The organism is Lysinibacillus sp. RC79, from assembly GCF_041262405.1.
In the GTDB taxonomy this organism is placed as follows: domain Bacteria; phylum Bacillota; class Bacilli; order Bacillales_A; family Planococcaceae; genus Lysinibacillus.
Map to the genome: position 1 here is coordinate 36372 of NZ_JBGCCD010000016.1, position 24020 is coordinate 60391.

24 protein-coding genes are annotated in these 24020 nt (G+C 37.7%); 18 read left to right on the forward strand and 6 right to left on the reverse strand.

What is annotated here, in order from left to right; all coding sequences use genetic code 11:
- Positions 1-220 precede the first annotated feature (220 nt).
- The 6 genes from ABH968_RS15815 (at position 221) to ABH968_RS15840 (ending at position 6080) form a co-directional block, all read left to right on the forward strand.
- Positions 221-1906, forward strand: a complete 1686-nt coding sequence (locus ABH968_RS15815) for a hypothetical protein (RefSeq protein WP_370045395.1) — start codon at positions 221-223, stop codon at positions 1904-1906.
- Between the two features lie 404 nt (positions 1907-2310).
- Complete coding sequence (locus ABH968_RS15820; RefSeq protein WP_370045397.1) at positions 2311-2991, forward strand: acyltransferase; 681 nt, start codon at positions 2311-2313, stop codon at positions 2989-2991.
- 131 nt (positions 2992-3122) lie between these two features.
- Positions 3123-3326 (forward strand): PLDc N-terminal domain-containing protein, encoded by a 204-nt coding sequence (locus ABH968_RS15825; protein ID WP_049663636.1) that lies wholly within the window; start codon positions 3123-3125, stop codon positions 3324-3326.
- Positions 3323-4216 carry an ABC transporter ATP-binding protein gene (locus tag ABH968_RS15830; RefSeq protein ID WP_370045399.1) on the forward strand — a complete coding sequence of 298 codons (894 nt, stop codon included), beginning with the start codon at positions 3323-3325 and terminating at the stop codon, positions 4214-4216. The genes ABH968_RS15825 and ABH968_RS15830 overlap by 4 nt, the downstream gene beginning before the upstream one ends.
- A complete protein-coding gene (locus ABH968_RS15835) occupies positions 4213-4995 on the forward strand; it encodes an ABC transporter permease (RefSeq protein ID WP_370045401.1) in 783 nt (260 codons plus the stop codon). The genes ABH968_RS15830 and ABH968_RS15835 overlap by 4 nt, the downstream gene beginning before the upstream one ends.
- A gap of 380 nt (positions 4996-5375) precedes the next feature.
- On the forward strand, positions 5376-6080 hold the full coding sequence (locus ABH968_RS15840; protein ID WP_370045403.1) for a CBS domain-containing protein: 705 nt from the start codon (positions 5376-5378) through the stop codon (positions 6078-6080).
- 18 nt (positions 6081-6098) lie between these two features.
- Here ABH968_RS15840 and ABH968_RS15845 read toward each other — a convergent pair whose 3' ends face one another.
- On the reverse strand, positions 6099-6824 hold the full coding sequence (locus ABH968_RS15845; protein WP_370045405.1) for a DUF421 domain-containing protein: 726 nt from the start codon (positions 6822-6824) through the stop codon (positions 6099-6101).
- Between the two features lie 118 nt (positions 6825-6942).
- On the opposite strand from ABH968_RS15845, the gene ABH968_RS15850 reads away from it, so the two are divergent.
- Entirely contained in the window at positions 6943-8148 is a 1206-nt protein-coding gene (locus tag ABH968_RS15850) for an MFS transporter (RefSeq protein WP_370045407.1), read from the forward strand.
- Between the two features lie 556 nt (positions 8149-8704).
- Here ABH968_RS15850 and ABH968_RS15855 read toward each other — a convergent pair.
- Positions 8705-9391 (reverse strand): histidine kinase, encoded by a 687-nt coding sequence (locus tag ABH968_RS15855; protein ID WP_370045409.1) that lies wholly within the window; start codon positions 9389-9391, stop codon positions 8705-8707.
- Between the two features lie 973 nt (positions 9392-10364).
- On the opposite strand from ABH968_RS15855, the gene ABH968_RS15860 reads away from it, so the two are divergent.
- From ABH968_RS15860 to ABH968_RS15910, 11 genes are all read left to right on the forward strand, one after another.
- Entirely contained in the window at positions 10365-12779 is a 2415-nt protein-coding gene (locus ABH968_RS15860) for a Na+/H+ antiporter subunit A (protein ID WP_370045410.1), read from the forward strand.
- Positions 12766-13188 carry a Na(+)/H(+) antiporter subunit B gene (locus ABH968_RS15865; protein WP_349661496.1) on the forward strand — a complete coding sequence of 141 codons (423 nt, stop codon included), beginning with the start codon at positions 12766-12768 and terminating at the stop codon, positions 13186-13188. Before ABH968_RS15860 ends, ABH968_RS15865 begins: the two co-directional genes overlap by 14 nt.
- A gap of 3 nt (positions 13189-13191) precedes the next feature.
- Complete coding sequence (locus ABH968_RS15870; protein WP_370045412.1) at positions 13192-13530, forward strand: Na(+)/H(+) antiporter subunit C; 339 nt, start codon at positions 13192-13194, stop codon at positions 13528-13530.
- Positions 13523-15028 (forward strand): Na+/H+ antiporter subunit D, encoded by a 1506-nt coding sequence (locus ABH968_RS15875; protein WP_370045414.1) that lies wholly within the window; start codon positions 13523-13525, stop codon positions 15026-15028. Before ABH968_RS15870 ends, ABH968_RS15875 begins: the two co-directional genes overlap by 8 nt.
- Positions 15028-15510: a Na+/H+ antiporter subunit E gene (locus ABH968_RS15880; protein ID WP_370045416.1), complete on the forward strand. Its 483-nt coding sequence runs from the start codon at positions 15028-15030 to the stop codon at positions 15508-15510. The genes ABH968_RS15875 and ABH968_RS15880 overlap by 1 nt, the downstream gene beginning before the upstream one ends.
- Positions 15510-15794 carry a Na(+)/H(+) antiporter subunit F1 gene (locus ABH968_RS15885; protein ID WP_249076134.1) on the forward strand — a complete coding sequence of 95 codons (285 nt, stop codon included), beginning with the start codon at positions 15510-15512 and terminating at the stop codon, positions 15792-15794. The genes ABH968_RS15880 and ABH968_RS15885 overlap by 1 nt, the downstream gene beginning before the upstream one ends.
- Positions 15772-16131, forward strand: a complete 360-nt coding sequence (locus tag ABH968_RS15890; RefSeq protein ID WP_370045418.1) for a Na+/H+ antiporter subunit G — start codon at positions 15772-15774, stop codon at positions 16129-16131. Before ABH968_RS15885 ends, ABH968_RS15890 begins: the two co-directional genes overlap by 23 nt.
- A 371-nt stretch (positions 16132-16502) precedes the next feature.
- Positions 16503-17303, forward strand: coding sequence for a transporter substrate-binding domain-containing protein (locus ABH968_RS15895; protein ID WP_370045419.1), 801 nt, complete (start codon positions 16503-16505; stop codon positions 17301-17303).
- 85 nt (positions 17304-17388) lie between these two features.
- Positions 17389-18048 (forward strand): amino acid ABC transporter permease, encoded by a 660-nt coding sequence (locus tag ABH968_RS15900; RefSeq protein ID WP_370045421.1) that lies wholly within the window; start codon positions 17389-17391, stop codon positions 18046-18048.
- Positions 18041-18763: an amino acid ABC transporter ATP-binding protein gene (locus tag ABH968_RS15905; protein WP_370045423.1), complete on the forward strand. Its 723-nt coding sequence runs from the start codon at positions 18041-18043 to the stop codon at positions 18761-18763. Before ABH968_RS15900 ends, ABH968_RS15905 begins: the two co-directional genes overlap by 8 nt.
- 498 nt (positions 18764-19261) lie before the next feature.
- On the forward strand, positions 19262-20077 hold the full coding sequence (locus ABH968_RS15910; RefSeq protein WP_370045425.1) for a metallophosphoesterase: 816 nt from the start codon (positions 19262-19264) through the stop codon (positions 20075-20077).
- A 13-nt stretch (positions 20078-20090) separates the two neighbouring features.
- Here ABH968_RS15910 and tatC read toward each other — a convergent pair whose 3' ends face one another.
- The 4 genes from tatC to ABH968_RS15930 form a co-directional block, all read right to left on the reverse strand.
- Positions 20091-20936, reverse strand: a complete 846-nt coding sequence (tatC, locus tag ABH968_RS15915; protein WP_370045427.1) for a twin-arginine translocase subunit TatC — start codon at positions 20934-20936, stop codon at positions 20091-20093.
- 11 nt (positions 20937-20947) lie between these two features.
- Positions 20948-21151 (reverse strand): twin-arginine translocase TatA/TatE family subunit, encoded by a 204-nt coding sequence (gene tatA, locus ABH968_RS15920; protein ID WP_100546241.1) that lies wholly within the window; start codon positions 21149-21151, stop codon positions 20948-20950.
- 160 nt (positions 21152-21311) lie between these two features.
- A complete protein-coding gene (locus tag ABH968_RS15925; RefSeq protein WP_370045429.1) occupies positions 21312-23024 on the reverse strand; it encodes a GMC family oxidoreductase in 1713 nt (570 codons plus the stop codon).
- Between the two features lie 17 nt (positions 23025-23041).
- On the reverse strand, positions 23042-23788 hold the full coding sequence (locus ABH968_RS15930; RefSeq protein WP_370045431.1) for a gluconate 2-dehydrogenase subunit 3 family protein: 747 nt from the start codon (positions 23786-23788) through the stop codon (positions 23042-23044).
- Positions 23789-24020: the final 232 nt, after the last annotated feature.

The window sequence follows — 24020 nt, forward strand, 5'->3', positions numbered from 1 at the left end:
AGTTGGGCGATAATTCCTGAAAGTGCTCCGATAAAACTAAAAAGTTGGATGACATTATGTTAAAACGTATGTCATGTGGATAGGTGATTGGACGAGCCAATAGGGGAACGAAGGCTAAAACCATCAAATCCTGTGAAAAAATAATAAATTGGTTTATTTTTGGAAATATAATTCACTTTAATTTTTGTAAGTTAAAAATACAAATTTAGGAGTGAATCAATTGACTACATTTACACCCTTACAAGAGGCTCAAGCCTTCGCCGAAGCTTTTCTTTTATCTACAGAGCAGGTATCTTTAAACCACCCTTATAAGAAGGATAAAGGTCGATATCCAAGAGTGCGGAAATTTTTCCAAGACCATCTATTAAATGGTACAAGTGATGCGTCCACATATCAACAAGGTGTTGGACAATTAATGATGTTCTGTGCCCAGTTCGCCCAACAAAAGGCACTAGTCGGCGAGCGTGATGCAGTTTACAAGGAGATGGTTAATACTGTTATTCCTAAACTTTTGGAAAGAACATATAATTTTCCGACAATCAATCCATTAGCTGGCTTTATTTATCTTGGGGTAGCGATGCTTAAGAAGTTAGATGAATCTCAAAGCGATATATCACTTTCTAATGTAGATGAGTTGTTAGTGCGATACAGAGATTATTTTGCTAATGAAGTATTAAATTCTAAAGAATATCATGCTTTAATGTATCATCGTACTCCGTCTGCTTGGACATACAATGACTCAGAAAAAGCGTATCGTTTTGCAACTGGACCATATTCGGGGCAAATTGGATACTGGATAACTACTGCAGATTTATCCACCGATCCTCAAAAAGATTACTTAGAGATGCCAACAGTTCTCGATAGTTCAGGACAAGTTTCTTTTGCTGGTATTCAACCAGGAACAAGTGCTAGAGATTATATAGATCACCATTCCTTTTTCAACACTAAAAATCAGCGATTTATTCTTAATGCCTCGCTAAATGCAATTGCTTTATGGATGGCGGCACATGTTTATGATGTAAAAGTTAATGAGACTGGCGCTTCATTAAATCCTGCCTATAACATGAAAAACGCAATCAGAGATGTTCTTAGCTATACTCATTGGGGTTCCAATACTTCAGTTGCTAATGCTTCTAAAGGGTGTTTCCAACAAGAGCCCTTTAATGGTGCATTATCTGCTAGAAGAGTCCTTCCGGTTCATGGATTTTCCGAAGTAAACTTAGCAAATAGTATGCTACGAGCTCGATTTGATTCTCCGGCATATAATACATTTGCAATAACATTCTTACAAATCTTTGCAAGCTTGATCGAAAATCCAACAGCTTCATCATGGTACAATCTTGTTCCAAATTTTGATTCAGATTCTGGAGTTATGGTAACTCAGATGATTAATACCTACCAAGCTATATTTACAAACTATTCAACTATCAAAAATACTTTAATTAATAATTTGTTTAGCCTAGCTAAATATTGGGGTATGTACATTCCGGAAAATGCTATGTTAGGTTCATCCGAGTTGATTAAAAATCCGTGGCAAATACCTAATAAGGGTGAGGGGATCAATCAGGCCATGGTTGGATTGTTCAATGTTTATCCTGGATTCACAGGTCAGGGATTTGCAAGTAGTAACAATAAACTCGGAGAAGCAATTAAACTTCAACTTGAAGTTGGTCAAGCATTACATGGTCAAAGTTCCTTCCCATCGCACGGTCGTTCAGGCCTTTGGGATTTAGCCCGCTTAGATATATTAGCCGATGCTTCAAATACAGATGGGACTGTTAGCTCTGCTACGGACCTTACGACTACTGATAAAGAAACTCCAAACAGTGCCGGAGCACGTCGCGCATTCTACGCTTTAGCTATGGCGTTAGCAGTTGATGGCCATAATGGCTTGGATTCAAATTAATTTATTGTCCCATACGGGAGGAAGAAAACAGATAAACAATGGCTAGCTGCGATATAAGAGCTTAATCATTAACACATATAAATTTGGTAATATATCGAATTTATATGTGTTTTTTATACAATTGTGGTTTATATAAATTGATTGGAGTGGAGGCTAGGAGACATAATAAAGTAAAAGGATTCACACACAGTTTTGTGTATGAATCCTTTTTTGCTCTTTGAAAGATGGATGTCGATAAAAATTAACCAACATCGTGTTGGCCCAAGCGGCTCATCGATCGCCCCCGGGAAAGCGCTTAGCTGGAACAGAAATAAATCCGACTTATGGTAATTAACCATTAAAATAAGGTTAGTTGATGCTCTAGTTAATATATAGTTATTATTGTGTCTAGGGAGGTTCTTCAATTGCCTTTAAATAAAGAACGAATTGACGCAGTAAAATTTATGCGAGTAACAGCGATGTTACTTGTTATATTAATTCATGCTACTGGGGTTGCACTGAATAAAATCTCAAATGATAATTCCTCTTATTTTGTCTATTTATTTTTAAATCGCTTTACACGCTTTGAAGGGGCTGTCTTTGTATTTTTAAGTGGACTTACATTGTTTTATAATTACGAATCGAAACCCTTTACAAAACAAACATGGACAAACTTTTACAAACGTAGATTTTTGTTTATTTTAGGACCTTTCCTCGTTTGGTCTATTTTTTATGAGCTATTTTCCTACTATCAAGGATTCCGAATGTTTACAGGTTGGAAGGCAATGTTCACTTCCATCGTTACAGGGGGAGCCTATTATCAATTATATTTCATTTTAATTTTAGTGCAGCTATATTTTTTAATGCCGCTTTTCATATATCTCGTAAAACGCTTTTGGTGGTTTAAAAAATATTTATTATTCATTGGTTTTGCTGTTGAAGTAGCTGTTCAGAGTTACCTTGAAATGTTTGACATTTCCTTTACCGTTCCTTTATTTGCAATATACATTGCATCTTCTTTTCCCACGTGCATGGTTTTTATTCGGAAATTTACCAGCACCAAAGAAGAAAAGTTCGCTTTAGATATTCTTGAAATTATCAGTTGATAAAAATCAAAAACAGCCTTAGATCCTCAGAATTGTTGATCTTTGGCTGTTTTTGTTTGTGTAAAATTGTGCTATACATATTAGAACAATTTTTGTTATAGTAATGATATAACAAAGATGAGGTGATCTGTATGATGGAGGAGTTAGCGAAAGTTCCATGGGCAGTCATAGCACCACTAATTGTGGTTCAATTTATTTTAATGATTGTTGCTCTAGTCGACTTGCGTAAAATCCATGCAACAAATGGGCCTAAAATTTTATGGGTGTTTCTTATTATTTTTACTAGTTATCTTGGATCGATTGCGTACTTTATAGTTGGGAGAAAACAATCATGACGATATTACTTCAGGTAACAGGACTTACAAAGCAATTCGCAGAAAAAGTAGTTGTGGATGGAATCGAGTTCTCATTAGAAAAAAATACATCAACAGCTTTAATTGGACCCAATGGAGCTGGTAAAACAACGACATTATCGATGCTAACAGGTTTATTAAAACCGACCTCTGGAAGTGTAAAAATGCTGGAGGGTGATGTAAGAGCCAACATTGGTTTCTTGCCACAATATCCGCAATTCCATCCTTGGTTAAGTGCGTTAGAGTTTACTGAAATGGCGGCAAAGTTAAATGGTGTACCTGCAAAAAAGGCAAAGTTAGAAGCACAAAAAACACTTGAGTTTGTAGGTCTAGGTAATGATTTAAATAAGAAAATTTCCACTTTTTCTGGTGGCATGCGGCAACGACTAGGTATTTCCCAAGCAATTGTGCATAAGCCAAAATTGCTCTTATTAGATGAACCTGTGTCTGCTTTGGATCCGGTTGGTCGTAGGGAAGTTCTTGATTTATTGAAGGGCTTACAACAAGAAACAACTATTTTATATTCGACACATATTTTAAATGATGCCGAAGAGATGACAGATCAATTATTGTTTTTACGTGATGGAAAGCTAGTAGAACAGGGGACATTACGTGAAGTTCGACAACGTTTCGATGAACCAAATTATGTTGTAGAGTTTGGCACTGAAAAAGAGGCACAACTTTTTGCCAGTCAATCTGAACTTATAGGAGAAGCTAAGGGCAGTCATGTATATATAGAAATTATTGATGAAAAGCCGAGTATGCAGGAGCTGCTTCAACATTTAAGCAGTTGTCCTTATAAAATACGAAAAGTGGAGCGACAAACAGCATCACTTGAAGAGATTTTCATGAAGGTGGCGAGAAAAATATGAGAGGATTTAATGTACTTCTGCAAAAGGAATTCAGAGAAGCTTGGCGAAGCTGGAAGTTTTTATGGATACCTCTTGTATTTGCTTTGCTCGGTATGAGCGATCCACTAACAAACTATTATATGATGGATATTTTAAATGCGGTTGGTAACGTACCAGAAGGCTTTGAAATGTTGATGCCAGAATTAATGCCAGTTGACTTATTACAAGCTTCCATTGGGCAATTTCAAACGATAGGTTTACTCGTATTGATGGCTACTTTCGTAGGTGCCATTAGTAAAGAAAGAGCAAGTGGGATGGCTACTTTATTGTATGTCCGTCCTATATCGTTCGGCGCTTATTTTATGAGTAAATTTATCGTCGTGAGTACTGTTGGTTTTATTAGTATTTTAGCTGGTTTTGCTGCGAGCATATACTATACGGTCGTGCTTTATGGGACATTTGAGATTGGATCACTTGTGGCAAGTTTTTTCACGTATTTTTCTTGGCTACTCTTTGTGATAGCAGTGACATTAATGATGAGTGCGACGTTTAAAACAGTGATAGCAACAACATGTGCATTCGCTGTCATATTTATTGGGCAAATATTGGATTCTTTAGTGGGGGCATTCTGGACAATATCACCGTGGAAATTACCGTTATATGGCGTTCAATTAATGAGGGGCACAATGGAGATGTCGGATTATTGGTGGAGTCTATCTCTTACATTAGTTATCTCGATAATTTGTGTGTGTTTAGGAATTTTGACAATGAAGAAGAATGCATCGATGACGAAAATTTAAAGGAGATGTACCCTGCCAATAGAAAACTATAGTGTACTTAGCCACATGGTTAAAGTAAGAATTCCATGTCTGTTGAAGTGCTATTCGTACACATAAGTAACTTTATTTTTTAATGGTTTAATCATATTTAAGAGCATCAACCTGGTAGATTCCTACCGAGTTGATGTTTTTTTATCTAAACTAATTACTTATACCTTGTGTTCTTCTTTTGTTTTTCATTCGATTTTTTTTGGTCAACATTCAAATAGAAGAGGGAGAACTAAGAATAATAAGAACTGTTCTTGGAATATCCATAACTTAGGAATATAATGTAGCTATAACTCAGGATTTGTCAAATAACTCGGAAAATATGAAAATATCAGTAGGAGGATGTGGATAAATTGGCTACAGAAAATTCCGATCGCTTTCTCACAGCGTTTAATCGGATAGATCACAGGTTAAGAGATATTGTTGGTGCAAAGGACTTTATGCCTTTTTATCGTCTGATCGATCAAGCTAAGAAGAAGGATGTACTAGTTCGTAAATACGAAGACGACTTGCGCTCTTATGCAGATTTACGAAATGCCATTGTTCATCATCGCACGTCGTTAGAATATGTCATTGCTGAACCACATATAGACGTGGTGGAAAGAATTGAATATATAGATGCAACACTTGCTAAGCCAACACTCGTTGGTCAAATGTTTCATAAGAAAGTACTAGTTTTTCAGGAAAGAGATTCACTGAAACATGCTTTAAAAGTTATACGTCATCGTAAATTTACACAGTTCCCTGTATATCATAAAGATCAATTTAAAGGGCTTGTGACGACAGTAGGAATTACAAACTGGTTAGCTACGATGATGGGAGGCGATCAAATACCTAAGAAGATTCCGACCTTACATGATATATTAATGCATGAAAAAAATAGAGTGAATTATAAATTTGTAAGTAGATACATAAACATTTACGAAGCTGAAGATATTTTTAAACAAGGCGTAGAGCGGGGACGCCGCTTTGAAGCTTTATTAATAACGGAGCATGGGAAACCCCATCAAAAACTAATCGGCATTGTTACACCATTGGATATTGTAAAAATAGATTAAGCAAGACGAAACAAGCTGTTAAGGGCTTGATCGTCTTGCTTTATCCTTCATGCTTATATAGAGGGAGCCGTTTGCTTGAACCTGAGCAAAATAAACATCTTCGACGGATTGGACGTTTTGCTTTTTCAGCTTTTTCATAAGCCAATCTTCAGTTAATTCAAGTTCAACTAAGTTTTCATAAATAACCTTCCCATCTGAAGCTACTTCTGTTGGTATATAGGTTGGTGGTGTAACATCGGCCTTTACATCTTGTTTCGTAGCTGGTTGTTCAGCAGGCTTTGGTAGTACACTTAGTTTACCCGTAGTTTCAAGTAATGCGTATTGTACATCTTGTACAGAGAATACGGCTTGTTCCCTTAGCATCATCGCTAATTCATCCATATGCAAACGATTCTTCTTTAAGGCAGACTCTAAAATAATTCCATTTTGAATAAGGATTGTTGGCTTGTCATCAACAATCACACGAGCTTTTTTAGATTTAATGGTAATGATGGTCATTAAATATGTTAAAACGCTCCACCAAATGAGGGCAATGAGTCCATCTAAAAAGGGTGTCTCAGCCTGTGCTGCTATTTCTGATGCAATGGAACCAAATGTGATACCTGTTGTATAGTGGAAGAATGTAAGTTGTCCAAGCTGTTTTTTTCCTAGTAGTCGGGTTACGATGAGTAACGCAAAGAAGGAAAGTGTGGACCTAAGTATCATTTCCCAAAAATCAGCTTTAAAAAATTCGTCTATATTCATACATAAATCAACTCCCTTAAAACTGCTATTTCAATGAATAGCTTGTGCAAAAAGGTTAATAGTATGCGACGATCTCTTATAAATGGAGATTGAATAAAATTGGAAAGTAGGTGGCGACATGAATAAGAAAATAGAGAATTTAAATAATCCGGTCTATCCCATTATGATTGCAATAGCTGTTGCCCATCTTATCAATGATACGATGCAGGCTGTTATTCCAGCGATGTTCCCGATATTGAAGAGTGATTTAGGGTTAACTTTCACACAAATAGGTCTTATTTCGTTCGCATTAAATATGTTTGCTTCTGCTTTGCAGCCTGTTGTTGGTTTTGCTAGCGATAAAAAGCCGATGCCTTACGCTCTACCGATTGGTATGATAAGTTCATTCATAGGCATTGCTATTATAGCGTTTACATCACAATATTGGATAATTATTATTGCAGTATTATTTTTAGGGTTTGGCTCAGCTATTTTCCATCCTGAAGGTTCACGTGTTTCATTCATGGCGGCAGGCTCAAAAAGAGGACTTGCTCAATCGATTTATCAGGTTGGCGGTAACTCTGGGCAAGCACTCGCACCACTAATTAGTGCTTATATTTTTGCTTTGTTTGGACAACGTGGTGCCGCGATTGTCTTAGTAGTGGCAGCAATAGGTATTTTTATATTGAGCAAAATTGCAGTGTGGTATAAAAAGCAGTTGGAGCAAGAACGTGTGGCAAAGAAAAAACGAGTGTTGGTTTCTAACTTGCCTCCATTAACAAAGAAACAAGTAGGCATTGCGTTGACGTTACTATTTACTATTATTTTTGCGAGATCATTTTATACAACTAATATTACAAGTTTTTATGTATTTTATTTAATGGATCATTATGGTGTTAGTCTTCGCCTTGGACAAATTTTAATTTTCACCTTTATGGCATTTGGCGTCGTTGGCACATTTTTCGGAGGTTCATTATCAGATCGAATTGGTAGAAAAAACGTTATTTTATTGTCCGTTGTTGTACCGATGCCATTTTGTTTAGCGTTGCCTTATGTACCGTTATGGGCAGCAATGATATTTTTAGTAATTATCGGTACACTCATTATGATTAGCTTCTCGGTAACAGTTGTCTACGCACAAGAGCTTGTTCCGACAAAAATTGGGACAATGGCTGGTTTAACAACTGGTTTTGCTTTCGGAATGGGTGCAATAGGTGCAATGGTAATTGGTGTATTAATGGATCATAGGGGTATTGATTTTACGATGATGGTCGTATCTTTACTACCAGTATTATTACTAGTAGCATTTTTCTTACCTAAGGATAAACCGGCTTCAGCGGTGTAACGCTTAGGTAAGAGAGAAAGATAAAAACGCTACTCCTAATTGCATAAAGTTGTATGGTGATTTTTTGCGAGGAGCATCGAAACAGTTTGTTTTCCTCCAAGGTGAGGCTTGTCTTGGGAGAATAATTTAGGTTGGATCTTTTTAGTATTTTAATCAAAGTTATTATACTATTTTTGTTCAGCTTGCTATTAATACCAATGATGAGGAACTGTTGATTTTTCATGGAGAGTGGCGACTCCTGCGGGATGAGCTTGCGCTGAAAGCCCCGCAGGAACGTAGTGACGAGGAGAATCAATTATGCCTCGGCATAATTGCGTCCGGAATCGGCTTTGTGCATGCACAAAGAACTCCTTTCCGATTCCGTGACATCCGCCGGAGGCTGTAACTTCTTCCAGCAGGTTATCCAAACACCTGTTGAAAGAAGTTACAGTCAAGCCCGCGGAAAGCGCCAACTCGGAGTGAAAATCAACTTTTGATTAATGCTACATTTTAATTTATGTTCATTATTTTATCGATAAGCTAAAACGCGTTCTCCAGTTAGGGGAACGCGTTTTTATTATTGACGTAATGGGGATAAAAATTCAGCCGGAAGTTTTTCCTTATCTAGTACATAGCCTTCTGATACGTGAACTTCATGCATTTTATCATTGTAAGTGAATTTAAAAATACCATTATCAAAGTCAGTACCAATCTCTTTGAAAAATATCCCTTCGATTGATACATATTTAGGACAGGTAAATGCTACTTTTAAATCTTCATGTTCTTGGATTAAATAAGCACGCACACCTTTTTCATATGTATCGTTCGCATCGTCGTCAGTTGGACGTTGGACAGCTACGATATGAAAATCAACAAAAGGAACCTCTTTTAATAAAACGTTTAGGAAGGAACCCTTTGTAATCTCTTCCCAGCGACTTTGTGCGCTTTGGCCTACGATGATTTGAGAAATTCCGTAATCCTTTGCTACTTCTGCAATAACCTTTTGTATTGGGCGCTTTTCATTATCTTGTAATATGAATTTTTCAATTTCAAGCTCATCAGATAACTTTTTCCATTGCTCGATGTAGCTAGATTTCTCTGCATCAAAGGCATCAAGGGGTTGCGAATCGACTGAAAGAATATATAATGGACAATCTAACATTGTAGCCATTTTATGACCACGTCGTATTAATCGCTCACCGTTAAGCCCATAGTAGACACAAACTAATATACTTTCGTCTAAACGCCCTTTTACATGCTTCATAAAAATTAACACCTCTTATTCTTGTCGTTATTTTGTCAATTTCACTGTCGGTTTCGAAAAAATTATCCTAAAACAGCTAAAATCGATACTGATACAGTGCATTATGCTCATTTATATTGTATACTAAAAAACGTATAAAAGTTAATGATAATATATTGGGAAAACCTTAAAGAAACTGGGTATCTCTATACTTTACAGTTATTTGATTTATGCATTTCGTGCATCTAAACCAATTTGCTTCTATATGCCACACTATTATGCAGTTAGTTAAAAAGATAGTCAAGTGACTTGGTACGCCATAGTGACAGGAATAGTGTGTACATTTTATCTCTTCAAAAGTCATGCTATTTTCTAAAGGCTTTAAGAAAATACGCTATTGGTTATTCAGGCTTCCCAAGATATGAAGCTTATAGCCTGAAAAGTTCCCCCGGTTTTATGCAGTGCTATCACCCATAAAATATGCGCTGAATGTTGAATGAACTAGATTTGTCCTTATTTATTATTGTCTATTACTTCAACATATACCACTTAATTTCCAATTCAAGGAGACACACTTTATTACGTGATAAAAATCAAATTTCAAGAGAATTTCTAATATGTTAGTTAGCTTTATTCATCCAATATCTGCCGTCTTTTGGATGGCAAGAAGCATAAAGGCTTTAGGCCAACAGATGTTTTTTTGCGCGAAAGCGTAGCGTCAACAGCATGAAGTTGGTCACTCAGTCATTGCCACAGGACATGCGTTCTTAGACTGAGTTCCTCTATTTCAGCGAATGTTTGGACACCCGCTGAAAGAAGTTAAACGCTCTCCAGCAATTGTTATAGATTTTTGTGCGTGAAGCAAAGTATAAAACAGTAGTAACTTCAGTAGATTTGGGAATACTTTATTATCGGTTATTTTCTCATATATACAGTTTTTCGCACCATCTCAACCAGCAGTTGCTGAACGAAATTGTTAGTAGGAGGTTTTCACTTGGTTACAGTTCTCTTTGCGATTCTTTTACCAATTGTCTGTGCTGCACTTATTCCACTACTTTATAGGCGACTAAGGCGTGTTGCACATCTTGGCTGGTTTGTTTTATCCGTTCCATTCATCTTGTTTCTTTTACTCGCGCGCTATATTCCTCAAATTGCCGAGGGTAAAACGTTTATTCATACATATGAGTGGATTCCCTCTTTTAATATAAATTTCACAACTTATCTCGACGGACTCAGTATGATTTTTGGCTTGCTGATTACGGGTGTAGGTAGTTTAGTCATTTTATATTCTATTTTTTATTTATCAACGAAAGAATCTCTTCATCATTTTTACTGCTATTTATTACTTTTCATGGGCGCTATGCTTGGCGTCGTCTTTTCAGATAATTTAATGGTATTATACACATTTTGGGAACTAACAAGTGTATCTTCATTCCTGTTAATTGCATTTTGGCATCATCGAAAATCATCTCGTGCTGGTGCAAGAAAAGCTATGACAATTACCGTTTTTGGTGGCCTTTCAATGTTAGCAGGCTTTTTGATGCTCTATGTAGCTTCGGGTACTTTTAGTATTCGTGAAATCGTAGCCAATGTAGGCGTTATACGAGATCATACACTGTTCATCCCAGCGTTAATCCTTATTCTAATTGGTGCATTTACAAAATCTGCACAGTTTCCTTTTCATATTTGGTTGCCAGATGCGATGGAGGCGCCAACACCTGTCAGTGCTTACTTACACTCGGCAACAATGGTAAAGGCCGGTATATATTTAGTTGCGCGTTTTTCTCCAGTGTTTGGAGGAGAGGCTGTTTGGTTCTGGCTAATAAGTGTGATTGGCCTTGTAACGTTGTTCTGGGGCTCATTTAATGCTGTACGTCAGACCGATTTAAAGGCGTTATTAGCTTTTTCAACGATTAGTCAGCTCGGTTTGATTATGAGTTTATTTGGGCTAGGATCAGTAGGTCATTATTACGGTTATGCTGAAAATAGCGTTCTTTATACGCAGGCAAGCTTTGCAGCATTGTTTCATCTTATTAATCACTCCACGTTTAAAGGTGCACTATTCATGATGGTTGGTATTGTCGATCATGAGGCGGGCACACGCGATATTCGCCGTCTCGGGGGATTAATGGCCTTAATGCCGGTAACTTTCACAATTGCAGTCATTGGCGGATTTTCTATGGCCGGTTTACCTCCATTTAATGGCTTCTTAAGTAAAGAAATGTTTTTCGCCGCGGTACTAGCTATTCGCGATGTTGAGGCCTTTTCAATAACTGATTTGGGACTGCTCTTTCCAATAGTGGCATGGGTGGCAAGTATCTTTACATTTGTTTACTGTTTGATTTTAATCAGTCGAACGTTTTTCGGAAAACTACAGCTTGATAAGTTGGATAAAAAACCGCATGAAGCTCCGTTAGGTATGCTACTTTCGCCAATCATTCTATGCGTCTTTGTAGTTGGAATTTTCTTCTTTCCAAACGTGCTAGGGCATTATATTTTAGAGCCTGCTATGGCAAGTATTTATCCAACATTCCCATCAACTAGTGAATTAACACCACATATTCATGCTTGGCATGGCATTAATGCAGAATTGTTAATGACTATTGGTGTAATTATTATAGGGATCATCTTATTTAAAACGTTAAAAAGTTGGAAGCCTTTGTATCGGATATTCCCGCAAAGATATACGTTTAATACGTATTACAATCGTATGATTGAGTTCAGTGAAAATAGTTCTGCAAAGCTTACTAATCGTTATATGACAGGTAATTTAACACATTATTTTGTCTATATCTATGTATTTTTTATTGCTCTTATTGCAGGATATTTTATTTGGTCGGATGCTACTGCATTTAATTTTGCGAAGGATTCCACAATAGAGTCCTATGAGCTCATTTTAGTGTTTGTAATGATGTTTGCCGCAGTATGGATGATTTTCGCTAAAGGACGCGTAACAGCCATGTTATTGAATGGCGTTCTTGGCTATTCAATCGCATTTTTCTTTGTTATTTTCCGAGCTCCTGATTTAGCATTAACCCAATTAGTCGTTGAATCTGTGACAACTGCATTATTCCTTCTATGCTTTAAATATTTACCTGATTTAATGCCTGAAGCCTCCCGTAAAAAAATGCAATGGTCTAAGGTGATTATCTCCATTTTCGTTGGCGCAACAGTTACATTAGTAGGCTTAGCAGTTGTCCATTTCGATCACTTTGAGCCAGTAGCTACTTACTTCAATGATTCCTACGAGCTGGCGGGTGGTTCAAATATCGTCAACACCATATTAGGCGATTTCCGTGCATTTGATACGATGCTAGAAGTTGTCGTTCTTCTGATTGCTGGCTTAGGGGTGTATACATTAACGAAGCTAAAGCCACGAAAGGAGGAAGCGGATCATGAAAATAAATGACGTTATTTTACGTACGGTCACAAAGACAGTCGTCTTCATTATTTTAACCCTTGGTATTTATCTATTCTTTGCAGGGCATCATGCTCCTGGTGGAGGTTTTATAGGTGGTCTCGTTCTGGCTTCTGGCATTGTTCTACTGTATTTAGCATATGACATTGAAACAGTGCATAAAGGGATGCCATTTGATTTTAAAAAAGTTGCAGCGCTTGGCGTATTACTAGCGACAGGCACAGCAATCGGCTCACTATTTTTTGATGTTCCGTTTTTAACGCAGACACATAGTTATATAAATGTACCGATATTCGGGAAAATGGGCTTTTCGACTGTAACAATTTTCGAGGCAGGTGTGGCTTTAACGGTAGTAGGTGTTGTGGTCACAATTATTCTAAGTATAAGTGAGGATGAGTAGCCAATGGAGTCTTTAATACTAGTGTTAGTTGGTGTATTAGTAGCTGTTGCGACGTACTTAATCCTCTCGAAACAGTTATTACGTGTGATTTTAGGAACGGCGGTCTTATCACATGCGGCACATTTACTGATTTTAACGATGGGTGGACTGAAGAAGGGGAATGTACCACTTTTAGAGGAATCTGAAGGTCCCTACACAGACGCTCTGCCGCAAGCATTAATTTTAACTGCAATCGTGATTAGCTTTGCGGTAACGGCGTTCGTGCTTGTTCTCGGTTACCGAGCCTATAAAACGAACGGTTCGGCGAATTTTGATGAAATGAGAGGTACGCCGGATGAGTAATATGATTGTTTTACCATTAATTGTGCCGGTTATTACGGCGATTCTACTTGTGTTTTTACGTGAAAATGTTTTTTTACAGCGCATCATTAGTTTATTGACATTAAGCTTTGTTGTCCTTATTAGTGTCATTTTATTGCAAGAGATTCAGAAACAAGGTGTGATGCGTATTGATTTTAGTGGCTGGGCACCACCATTCGGTATTTTATTTGTTGCTGATTCATTCGCCATGCTCCTTGTATTAGTAGCGAATCTTGTGGCAGCCATTTGTTTGTTATATGCCATTTTTACAATCGGTAAGCGCTTTGAAAAGATGTATTTTTACCCGTTTGTCCTACTTATGATAGCGGGAGTTAACGGCTCATTTCTAACGGGGGATATTTTTAACTTGTTTGTGTGCTTTGAGGTTATGTTACTTGCTTCTTACGCACTCATTAGTTTAGGTGGCGATAAAGTTCAACTGCGCGAGGCGTTAAAATATGTGCTGATCAATATTGTTGCATCTTGGATTTTCCTAGTGGCATTAGCTTTTTTATATGGAACCGTTGGAACGTTGAATATGGCACATATTTCTGTCCGTGTTATGGAGGCAGGAGCTAACCCACTAATAACGACTGTGGCTCTTATTTTCTTAATTGTCTTTAGCTTGAAGGCTGGCCTATTGTTATTCTTCTGGCTTCCTGGCTCATACAGCGTACCTCCAACAGCTATAGCGGCACTTTTTGCAGCATTATTAACGAAGGTTGGAATTTATGCGCTCATCCGTACCTTTACATTACTTTTCCCAAATAATACTGAAGTGACTCATATGGTACTAGGAATTATGGCGGGACTTACGATTATTGCTGGATGTATGGGAGCACTGGCAGGGCGAGATGTAAGAACTATTGCCTCTTATAATGTCCTTATTGGTGTTGGCTTTATAGTAGCTGGTCTAGCCATCGGTACGGAGTCAGCTTTACAGGGCGTAACATACTATTTGATGCATGATATGGTAGCTAAGGCCATGCTGTTTTTAGCAGTTGGAATGATGATGTATGTTACGGGCGAAACGATTATTGATAAAATGAGTGGGCTTATTCGAAATTATCCTCTTTTTGGCTGGTTATTCTTTATTGTCATGTGTTCGCTTGCTGGGATACCACCATTAAGTGGCTTCTTAGGTAAGGTTTTAATTGGACAAGGAGCTATTGAGGGCGGAAATTTTGTTCTATTAGGGCTAGGATTTTTATCTAGTTTAATTGTTTTGTATTCGCTATTACGAATATTCCTCTCCTCATTCTTTGGAGAAACCATTATTAGTCTAGAGGATGAAAAGCCGTTACCAAAGCGTATGGTCTTGCCATTAACATTGTTGGCAGCTTGTACAATTGGTTTAGGGATTGGAGCTGAATGGATGGCTCCATATGTAACAGATGCAGCAAAAACACTCTACACGCCATCAATCTATATTGATGCAGTGCTGGATGGCACAACATGGCAAGGTGAGGTGAATAAATAATGGCGATGCAATTTATCTTAAATTTATTTATCGCAGCACTTTGGCTATTGTTACAGGATGAAGTTATACCGCAGTTTTCGACATTTTTAATGGGGTTTATCGTTGGAATAGGGATTTTATATGCTATGCATCGCTTTTACGGTACACAATTTTATTTACGACGTGTGTTTTCAATCATTAAATTATTATGGCTGTTTAATTGGGAGCTACTATTATCGAGTTATAGTGTATTAAGACAAATTACTACTCCGAAGCTCAATATTACCCCTGGTATATTTACGTATAAAACAGCGCTTAAAGGAGACTGGGAAATAACAGCACTTGCGTTGTTGCTCACTCTTACTCCAGGTTCAGTAGTGATGGAAGTTTCTGAAGAGGGAGATATGTTTTATATTCATGCAATGGATATTGAACAATCGAAAGAAGCTGTCATTCGTTCAATAGGAAAATTTGAACAAGCGATTATGGAGGTGACACGTTAATGATTGAAAAAATTTTACTCTTGGCTCTTGCATTATTCAGTGTATCGATTGCGTTGTCGTTGTTTCGTGTAATTCGAGGTCCTTCGTTGCCCGACCGTGCCATAGCGCTTGATACAATAGGTGTAAATTTACTTTCAGCAATCGCTATCGTCTCAATTATATTGAAAACAAAGGCGTATTTAGAAGCCATTTTAATATTAGGTATTTTAGCTTTTATCGGCACAATTGCGTTTACGAAATATATTGAAAGAGGTGTGATCGTTGAACGTAAATCAAATGATTGAATGGGCGGCAGTTATACTTATATTGATTGGCTCCATTGTAAGTGTTATTAGCGCATTTGGAATGATTCGTTTACCTGACGTATACACACGCTCACATGCTGCAACAAAAAGTTCGACATTGTCGGTCTTAACATGTCTATTAGGCGCATTTATTTACTTTTGGGTGCATGATGGCTATGTTAGTGTACGTTTAATATTAGGAATCCTCTTCGTCTTTGTAACCGCTCCTGTAGCAGGGCACTTAATCTGTCGTGCAGCGTATCGCTCTCGTGTACCTTTAGCAGAAGGTTCAGGGGAGGATGAGTTGAAGGAAAAGCTTTTTGCAGATGAAAAATAAGCGGCTGACCTCCATTTTTGGGGGTCTTTTGTTGAATAAAACTGCTTAAACATGTTCATCATCAAAAGTTGGGGATTGCATTTGGTATAAGTTGATTGGAGTGGAGCTCAGCCGGAACGGAAATCAACCATACGTTATTGTGATGAGCTTATTTTTTATAGGGGAATCTAAATAGATTGATTTATCAGAAAATTATGTGTATAATGTTTTATCGGAAAATTTTCAATTTAGCTTGATTATTATTTCAAAAGAGTATATCTTATTAGCAGATAGATTTTTTATTCTTTAAAGTGAATAAATATCCATTTAAATATTTTCAAGAACTTAAATTTTCATAGACAAAAAACATAAATAAAAGGAGATCATTGAATATGAAGAATAAATTTTTCATGCTAATGCTCGTTCTAGTAATTGGTACACTAGCAGCATGTGGCGCAAAAAATGATAAAGCAAGTGATAAAAATTCAAATGCAAGCGGAGGCACAGAACAAAAGCAAGTATTAAAAGTAGGTACTTCATCTGATTATGCACCATTTGAGTATGTTGACGCTGCAAAAAGTGAAGATATTATTGGTTTTGATATTGATTTAATTAAATTAGTTGGGGACAAGATTGGTGCGGAAATGCAAGTTCAAGATATTGACTTCAATAGTCTAGTACCAGCTCTACAAGCAGGTAAAGTGGATGTTGTGATTTCTGGTATGTCACCTAATAAAGAACGTGAAGAAGTTGTAGACTTCTCTGAAAAGTATAATCAAACAGAGCAAGTGATTATCGTGAAAAAGGATAGTGGTATTAAAAAAGAGGCTGATTTAGCTGGTAAAAAAATCGGTGTACAAACAGCTTCTATCCAAGAAAAATTAGGTAATACAATTGCTGAAAAAGTAGATGCAACAGTTGAAGGACGTACACGAATTCCTGAAATTATCCAAGACATGATGTCTAAACGTTTAGATGCTGGGATTTTAGAAGGTGGCGTAGCGAAAGGTTATCTGAAAACAAACGATAAATTAGTAGCGTTCCCTGTCGAAGAACAACCTGAAGACTTCAAGGCAATCGCTGTTCAAAAAGGTAGCGATCTTAAAGATAAAATTAACAAAGCATTAAAAGAATTAACTGATGAAGGTAAAATTAAAGAGTTAGAAGAAAAATGGTTAGAAAAAGTTGAATAAGTAAGTTGAACTGCGATAGCTCTATTTCGAGCTATCGCTTATGCTTTTCATTTCCTTAAAAGAGAACAAGAAAGGAGGGGACGCTGTGAATTTAGATTTTACAGCTATCATTCCCTCTATTCCTTATATATTAAAAGGGATAGGCGTTACACTTCAAATTGCATTAGGTGCATCAATCATCGGTTTTATAGTGGGTATATTACTAGCATTATGCAAAATCGGTAAAGTGAATGTTTTGCGTTGGTTTGCAGATTTTTATACATCGATTTTCCGTGGCACACCGCTCGTACTACAATTAATGATTATTTACTATGCGGTGCCACAGTTATTAGATATTCAAATTGACCCAGTTCCAACGGCTATTATTGCATTCGGGTTAAACTCAGGTGCTTATATTTCTGAAATCATTCGCGCTGGTATTAATGCGGTTGATAAAGGACAAATGGAAGCGGCACAAGCGCTAGGTATTCCATATGCAAAAATGATGAAAGATATTATTATCCCACAAGCCGTAAAAAATATATTACCATCTTTAGTGAATGAGTTTATTACATTAAATAAAGAAACAGCTGTTGTCACAGTTATTAGTGCACTTGATATTATGCGCCGAGCTTACATTGTAGGCGGTTCAACATATCGCTATCTTGAGCCCTTACTATTTGCGGGTGTGATCTACTACATTATGACGCTTGTCTTAACGTTCCTTGGTAAACGAATCGAGAAAGGAATGAGAAAAAGTGATTAAAATTGAAGATTTACACAAATCATATGGACAAAACGAAGTACTGAAGGGTATTTCAACAGAAATTAAAGAAAAAGAAGTAATTGCTATTATTGGACCATCAGGATCTGGTAAATCAACATTCTTGCGTTGCTTAAATTTATTAGAAGAGCCAACGAGCGGAAAGATTACAATTGCTGGCGACGTTCTGACGGACAAAGGGACAAACATTATGAAAATCCGTGAAGAAGTCGGTATGGTATTTCAGCATTTTCATCTTTTCCCTCATAAAACGGTACTTGAAAATTTAACATACGCACCGATTAATGTGAAAGGAATGGATAAGGCAGCGGCTATCAAAAAGGCTGAAGATTTATTAACGAAGGTAGGCCTATTTGAAAAGCGCAATGAATATCCAAGCCGTCTATCAGGAGGACAGAAGCAACGTGTTGCTATCGCTCGAGCACTAGCAATGGATCCAAAAGTAATTTTATTTGACGAGCCTACCTCAGCTCTTGACCCTGAAATGGTAAAAGAGGTATTGGCGGTTATGAAAAATCTTGCTGATACTGGGATGACGATGTTAATCGTAACGCATGAGATGGGCTTTGCACGTGAAGTGGCTGATCGTATACTATTCCTTGATGGCGGAAAATTAATTGAGGATGCACCACCAGAAGAGTTTTTCTCATCACCATCTACACAGCGTGCGAAAAATTTCTTAGAAAAAGTATTATAAATTAGAAAACGCATTTAGACTTTCTTAAAGGAGTGTCTAAATGCGTTTTTTTGTTCGCCTTAAATGTAACGTTTTGAGTTACTCTTTATGTACAATCTAATGATTTTATGTGTATGTGCTTACAATTACTTTGTTTTATGCTTATAATAGGAGGGTCAGAATTTTATCTTCATTCAGTAGAAGCTCCCACCTCTGAAGGTGATGAGATGAATGTGCATGTGTTCCTTTTCAGTGGGTATCCAAACATCCGTTGAAATAGAGGAACTCAGTCTAAGAACGCCACGTCCTGTGGCAACTACTGAGTGACCAACATCATGTTGCTGCCGCTGCGTTAACACTACGCTTTCGCACAGAAAACATTTGTTGGCCCAAAGCCTCCGGCGGATGTCACGGATTTTTAAAGGAATGAATTGTGCAGGCACAATTCAAAATCCGGACGCAATTACGCCAAGGCGAAATTGATCTGATGAAAAAGTAGCCTAGGGTGAGCGATTGCGATTGAAAAAATTATTATATGTAGCTTTTTTTGTTGTTTTTATAGTCATTTTTTTGTACGTAAACAATCATTGGCTGGTTGTAAGCAAGCATGAATTCGAGTCAGAAAAAGTGCCCGCCAGCTTTGATGGGCTACGCATTACGCAAATAACAGATTTACAGGATGCTCTCTTTGGCGAACAGCAAGAGAAACTCATTGCAAAGGTGAAGACAACAAATCCTGACCTGATTTTTATTACAGGTGATTTAGTTGATAGTAATCGTTATAATTTGGAGCGAAGCTTGCAGGCTGTTAGAGGATTAGTTAAATTAGCGGATGTCTATTATGTACTAGGAAACCATGAAGTAGCGACGAATAAAGTGAATGTAATTTATGAGGAACTATCATCGTTAGGTGTACATGTATTGTCCAATGAATCGACCATCATTGAGCGCGACGGGGAGCGCTTGGCGATTGTTGGCATAGAAGATCCGTTATCGGGTAGAACAACGAAAGAAATGCTAAAGATAGCAACAAAAAATGTTCCACCCAATGTATTAACGATTTTACTAGCGCATCGACCAGAAGTGTTTAATACGTATGTGGAGTTTGGAATTGATTTAGTATTTGCAGGACATGCACATGGCGGACAAGTTCGAATTCCTGGTATTGGCGGTCTTTTCGCACGAGGACAGGGAATATTCCCAAAATATACGGCAGGCGTTGTTGAGGAAGGAACAACAACTATGGCCGTTAGTCGAGGGTTAGGTAATAGTACAGTACCTATTCGAATTTTTAATCCACCAGAGATTCTTGTAATGGAATTAAAGAAAAAATAAGCACTGCGTCTTGCTACGCAGTGCTTTCAATTTGTTTACGCTCTATACGTTTAACGAGATAGATGCTTATTTCATATAAAATAATCATTGGAATTAAGACGAGTAGCTGACTAATAAAATCAGGTGGTGTAATCAAAGCAGAACCAACGCCCATCCCGATATAAGACCAGCCTCGTATTTTTTTCATGGATTCAGCCGTTAATATACCAATGGACGATAAAAAGAGAGCTACGATTGGTAGTTCAAAGAGTAGTCCGAGTGGTACAGTTGTCATTACTAAAAAATGCATGTATTCATTTGCTGATACCATAACATCAAAATTAGTTGCCCCTATACTTACTAAAAACGAGTAGCTAAGTGGATTAACAATAAAGTAACCGAAAGCTACGCCTAATAAAAAGAGTACAAGCATGACAGGTGCATAAAGACCGAGGAAACGGCTCTCTTCTTCTTTTAAACCTGGCTTAACGAAACTCCACAGAAAATGAATTAAAAACGGCATAGATAGCCCGAATGCTAGTGTTGTGGAAATCGTCATATAAAATTTGACAACCTCTAATGGCCCTAAAATAATTAGTGAATGTCCTCGTGTTACATAAGGAAACCAAATATTAATGGTAGAGAATACAATAATAAAAAATAAAATAAATACGATAAGCCCTTTAATAATTTGTTTTCGCAGTTCCGTAAGATGCTCAAGTAATGATGCTATTGGAAAAAGTGGTCCATCGACTTCCGTATCCTCTTCAATTGTCACTACTGGAATTTCAACAAAAGCCTCTACAGGTGTGAGAGGCTCAGCTTCTTTCTTATCAAGTGGACTTAAATATTTTCTTTTTCCTTCTTCATATGGATCCATAGGACAACCTCCTACGAAGCGTCAGATTTTTTTTCTTCTTTTTTCGCTGAATCATCCTCATCATCGATAAGCCCTTTCGTGGACTTTTTGAACTCCGCAAATGTTTTACCGACTGCACCGCCGATTTCTGGCAATTTTTTCGGACCAAACACGATTAAAACAATTACTAAAATGATGATTAACCCAGGTACACCAATTGCTCCAAGACCTCCCATAGTCTTACCTCCTTTTAATAAATTGTTTAGTATATCAATTATGCCTCGGCATAATTGTTGCTGTCGCTTCGCTTTCGCACAGATAAACAATGCGTCTGGAATCGGCTTTGTGCAAGCACAAATAACTCCTTTCCGATTCCGTGACACCCGCTGAAAGAAGTTATACTAATGAACCACCTGATTTGCTATATTTCACAACACCCTCTGCGCAGCGATAGGCTAGTGCCCCTAACGTACCAGTTGGATTATAGCCACTATTGTGTGCGAAGTTTCCGGCACTCACAGCAAAAAGATTTTCTACATTCCAATGCTGCAGGTAGTTATTCACAACGCCATCCTCTGGCTTTATGCTCATAACTGTTCCTCCAGTATTATGGGTTGTTTGATACGGTACAATATTGTAATCAGTGATTTCAGCATTTGGGACAACAGTTTTGGCGCCCATTTCTTTCATAATGTCAGCTGCACGTGCTGAAATATATTTATGAAGTGCGCGATCTTGATCCGTAAAGTTGTACGTTAACTGTATTAGCGGTAAGCCGTAAGCATCCTTATACGTAGAATCAAGAGACAAATAATTTTCTTTATGTGGCATCGAAGCACCTTGTGCACCAATCCCGAATGAGCGTGTATAGTAATGAATAGATTGCTTTTTAAATTCTGCCCCCCATGTTGGTGTATCAGGGGGTGTTGGGTTCGAGCCGATAGGGCGTGCACCCGTTTGTGTTAGAGCGATACTTCCGCCGTGAATAAAATCTAAGTCACTATGATCGAAATTATCACCATTATAGTCATCTAAGCTCATACCAAGTGAACCTGCACCCATAAATGTGTTATACTGCTCATCAAAAAATCCTGCTGCTCCGGGTAGTATTTGATAGCAATAGTTTCTTCCAAGTGTCCCTTTTCCAGTAGCAGGATCATAGCGTTCGCCAATGTTAGAAACCATCAAGAGCTTGGCATTATTAAAGACGTAACTAGTAAGTACAACAGCGTTTGCTGGTTGAATAAATTCTTCACCAGATATCGTATCGATGTATCGGACACCAGTTACTTTATTGCCTTTCTTTAAGATTTCAACAACATTGGAATTATAGCGTAAGTCAAAATTACCTGTTTTTAATGCAGTAGGAACAACAGTAATCTCTGCAGATGATTTGGCGCCATATTCACAGCCGAAGCGCTCACAGAAGCCGCAATATTGACAAGCATTAATCGTTTCACCGTCAGGATTCTTATAAACTTCTGATACGTTTGCAGAAGGTACCATGTAAGGTGATAATTTTAATTTTTTTGTAGCTTTTTCAAATTGCGCAAGCATCGGAGTCATTTTCATAGGCCCCGTTGGATATGGATTTGAACGTTTTCCGCTAAATGGATTTTTATCATCTCCGGAAATACCTGCCGTTTTTTCGAATTTGTCGAAGTAGGGCTCGAGTTCATCGTATGTTAATCCCCAGTCCTGTAATAAATAATCTGGTCCAAGCTTTTTCGGACCATAATGTTTGTCTGTTAATGTTTTAATTTGAAAATCATATGGTAAGAAGCGATACGTCATACCGTTCCAGTGTGTACCAGAGCCACCAAGCCCTTCACCAAGTAAAAAGGAACCGAGCTGACGCATAGGCAATGCCTTCATATTGCGATTATTACGGAAGCTTACTGTTTCCTTAGAAAGGTTTTGCATTATATCGTAACGAATTGCATAACGATACTCGTCATGGATCGTCATATAATCTTCTGTGCCGCGTTTTTGTCCACGCTCTAAACCAACGACCTTTAAGCCTGCCTTCGAGCACTCTGCAGCGATAATGCCGCCGGTCCAACCTACCCCGACTGTAACAACGTCTACACCTGGTAATGTTGTTGCCATTTTCTAACCCCCTTATATTAGTGGCTGCCTAATGAATTAGGCTCAATTTTTTGGAATTTCGGATCTTCGATTTGAGTAATATACGCCATTTGATGACCAGGAAAGCCTTTCATACGCCAGCCATCCATATTACGATTTCCACCATATATAGGGTCAGAGTAAGCACCTTCTAATGTTGCTGCACGTAATAAAGTAAAGAAGAAAGCAGATGTGACACCACTCATTTGCACGTCACCTTTCTGGAAGGCAGTTAAAATTTCATCCATTTGCTTACCATCTATATCATTAAAGCTCTTTTTATAGCGATTCTGTGCTTCCGACTCTAACTTTTGAACACCTTGTTTAAAAATCTCTGAGCGGGTTAAACGACTCTGATAACCTTGTGTTGGGGCACCCTCACCAAATGGCCCATGCATATATTCTTTAGAATTACTTCCGTATTGCCCTGCTAGCTGATGATCGATAAAGTAAGGCACATCCAAGCCCTTTGCTCCTGGACCTAAATCACCCTCAGGGAAAATACGTTCAGTAGCATTTGTTAAAATATTAAAATCTCGTTGATTCATAAAAAACATTTTAGCTTTTGGCGAGCCAGTCTCTTCAGTAGCAGTTCCATGCTGATCATGCTCTAGCGTGGCAGTTCCTTTACCAGGCATGTTATAGCCTACAAGACCTCCTATTAATCCACCACCGACTAATGTACCTGCTGCAATCCCTGTTGTTTTTAAAAAATCACGACGTGAAACATCCTTTTCTGGACTCATTGAAATCCTCCCCTCAAAATGTATAGAAACTATTCTATTTTTTATAATCAGCAAAAAAAATAAATTATAATCAGGTATCTATGGGAAAATTTTAAATTTAATCCAAATGATGAATTGATTTGATGTAATTGAGATAAATTGTGGGGAGTTGTGGATTAATTGTTGATAATGTGTGGATAAATACAGGCTGCTGAGGAATTGATTACGTCAACTGAGCAAATGTCTGTGAAAA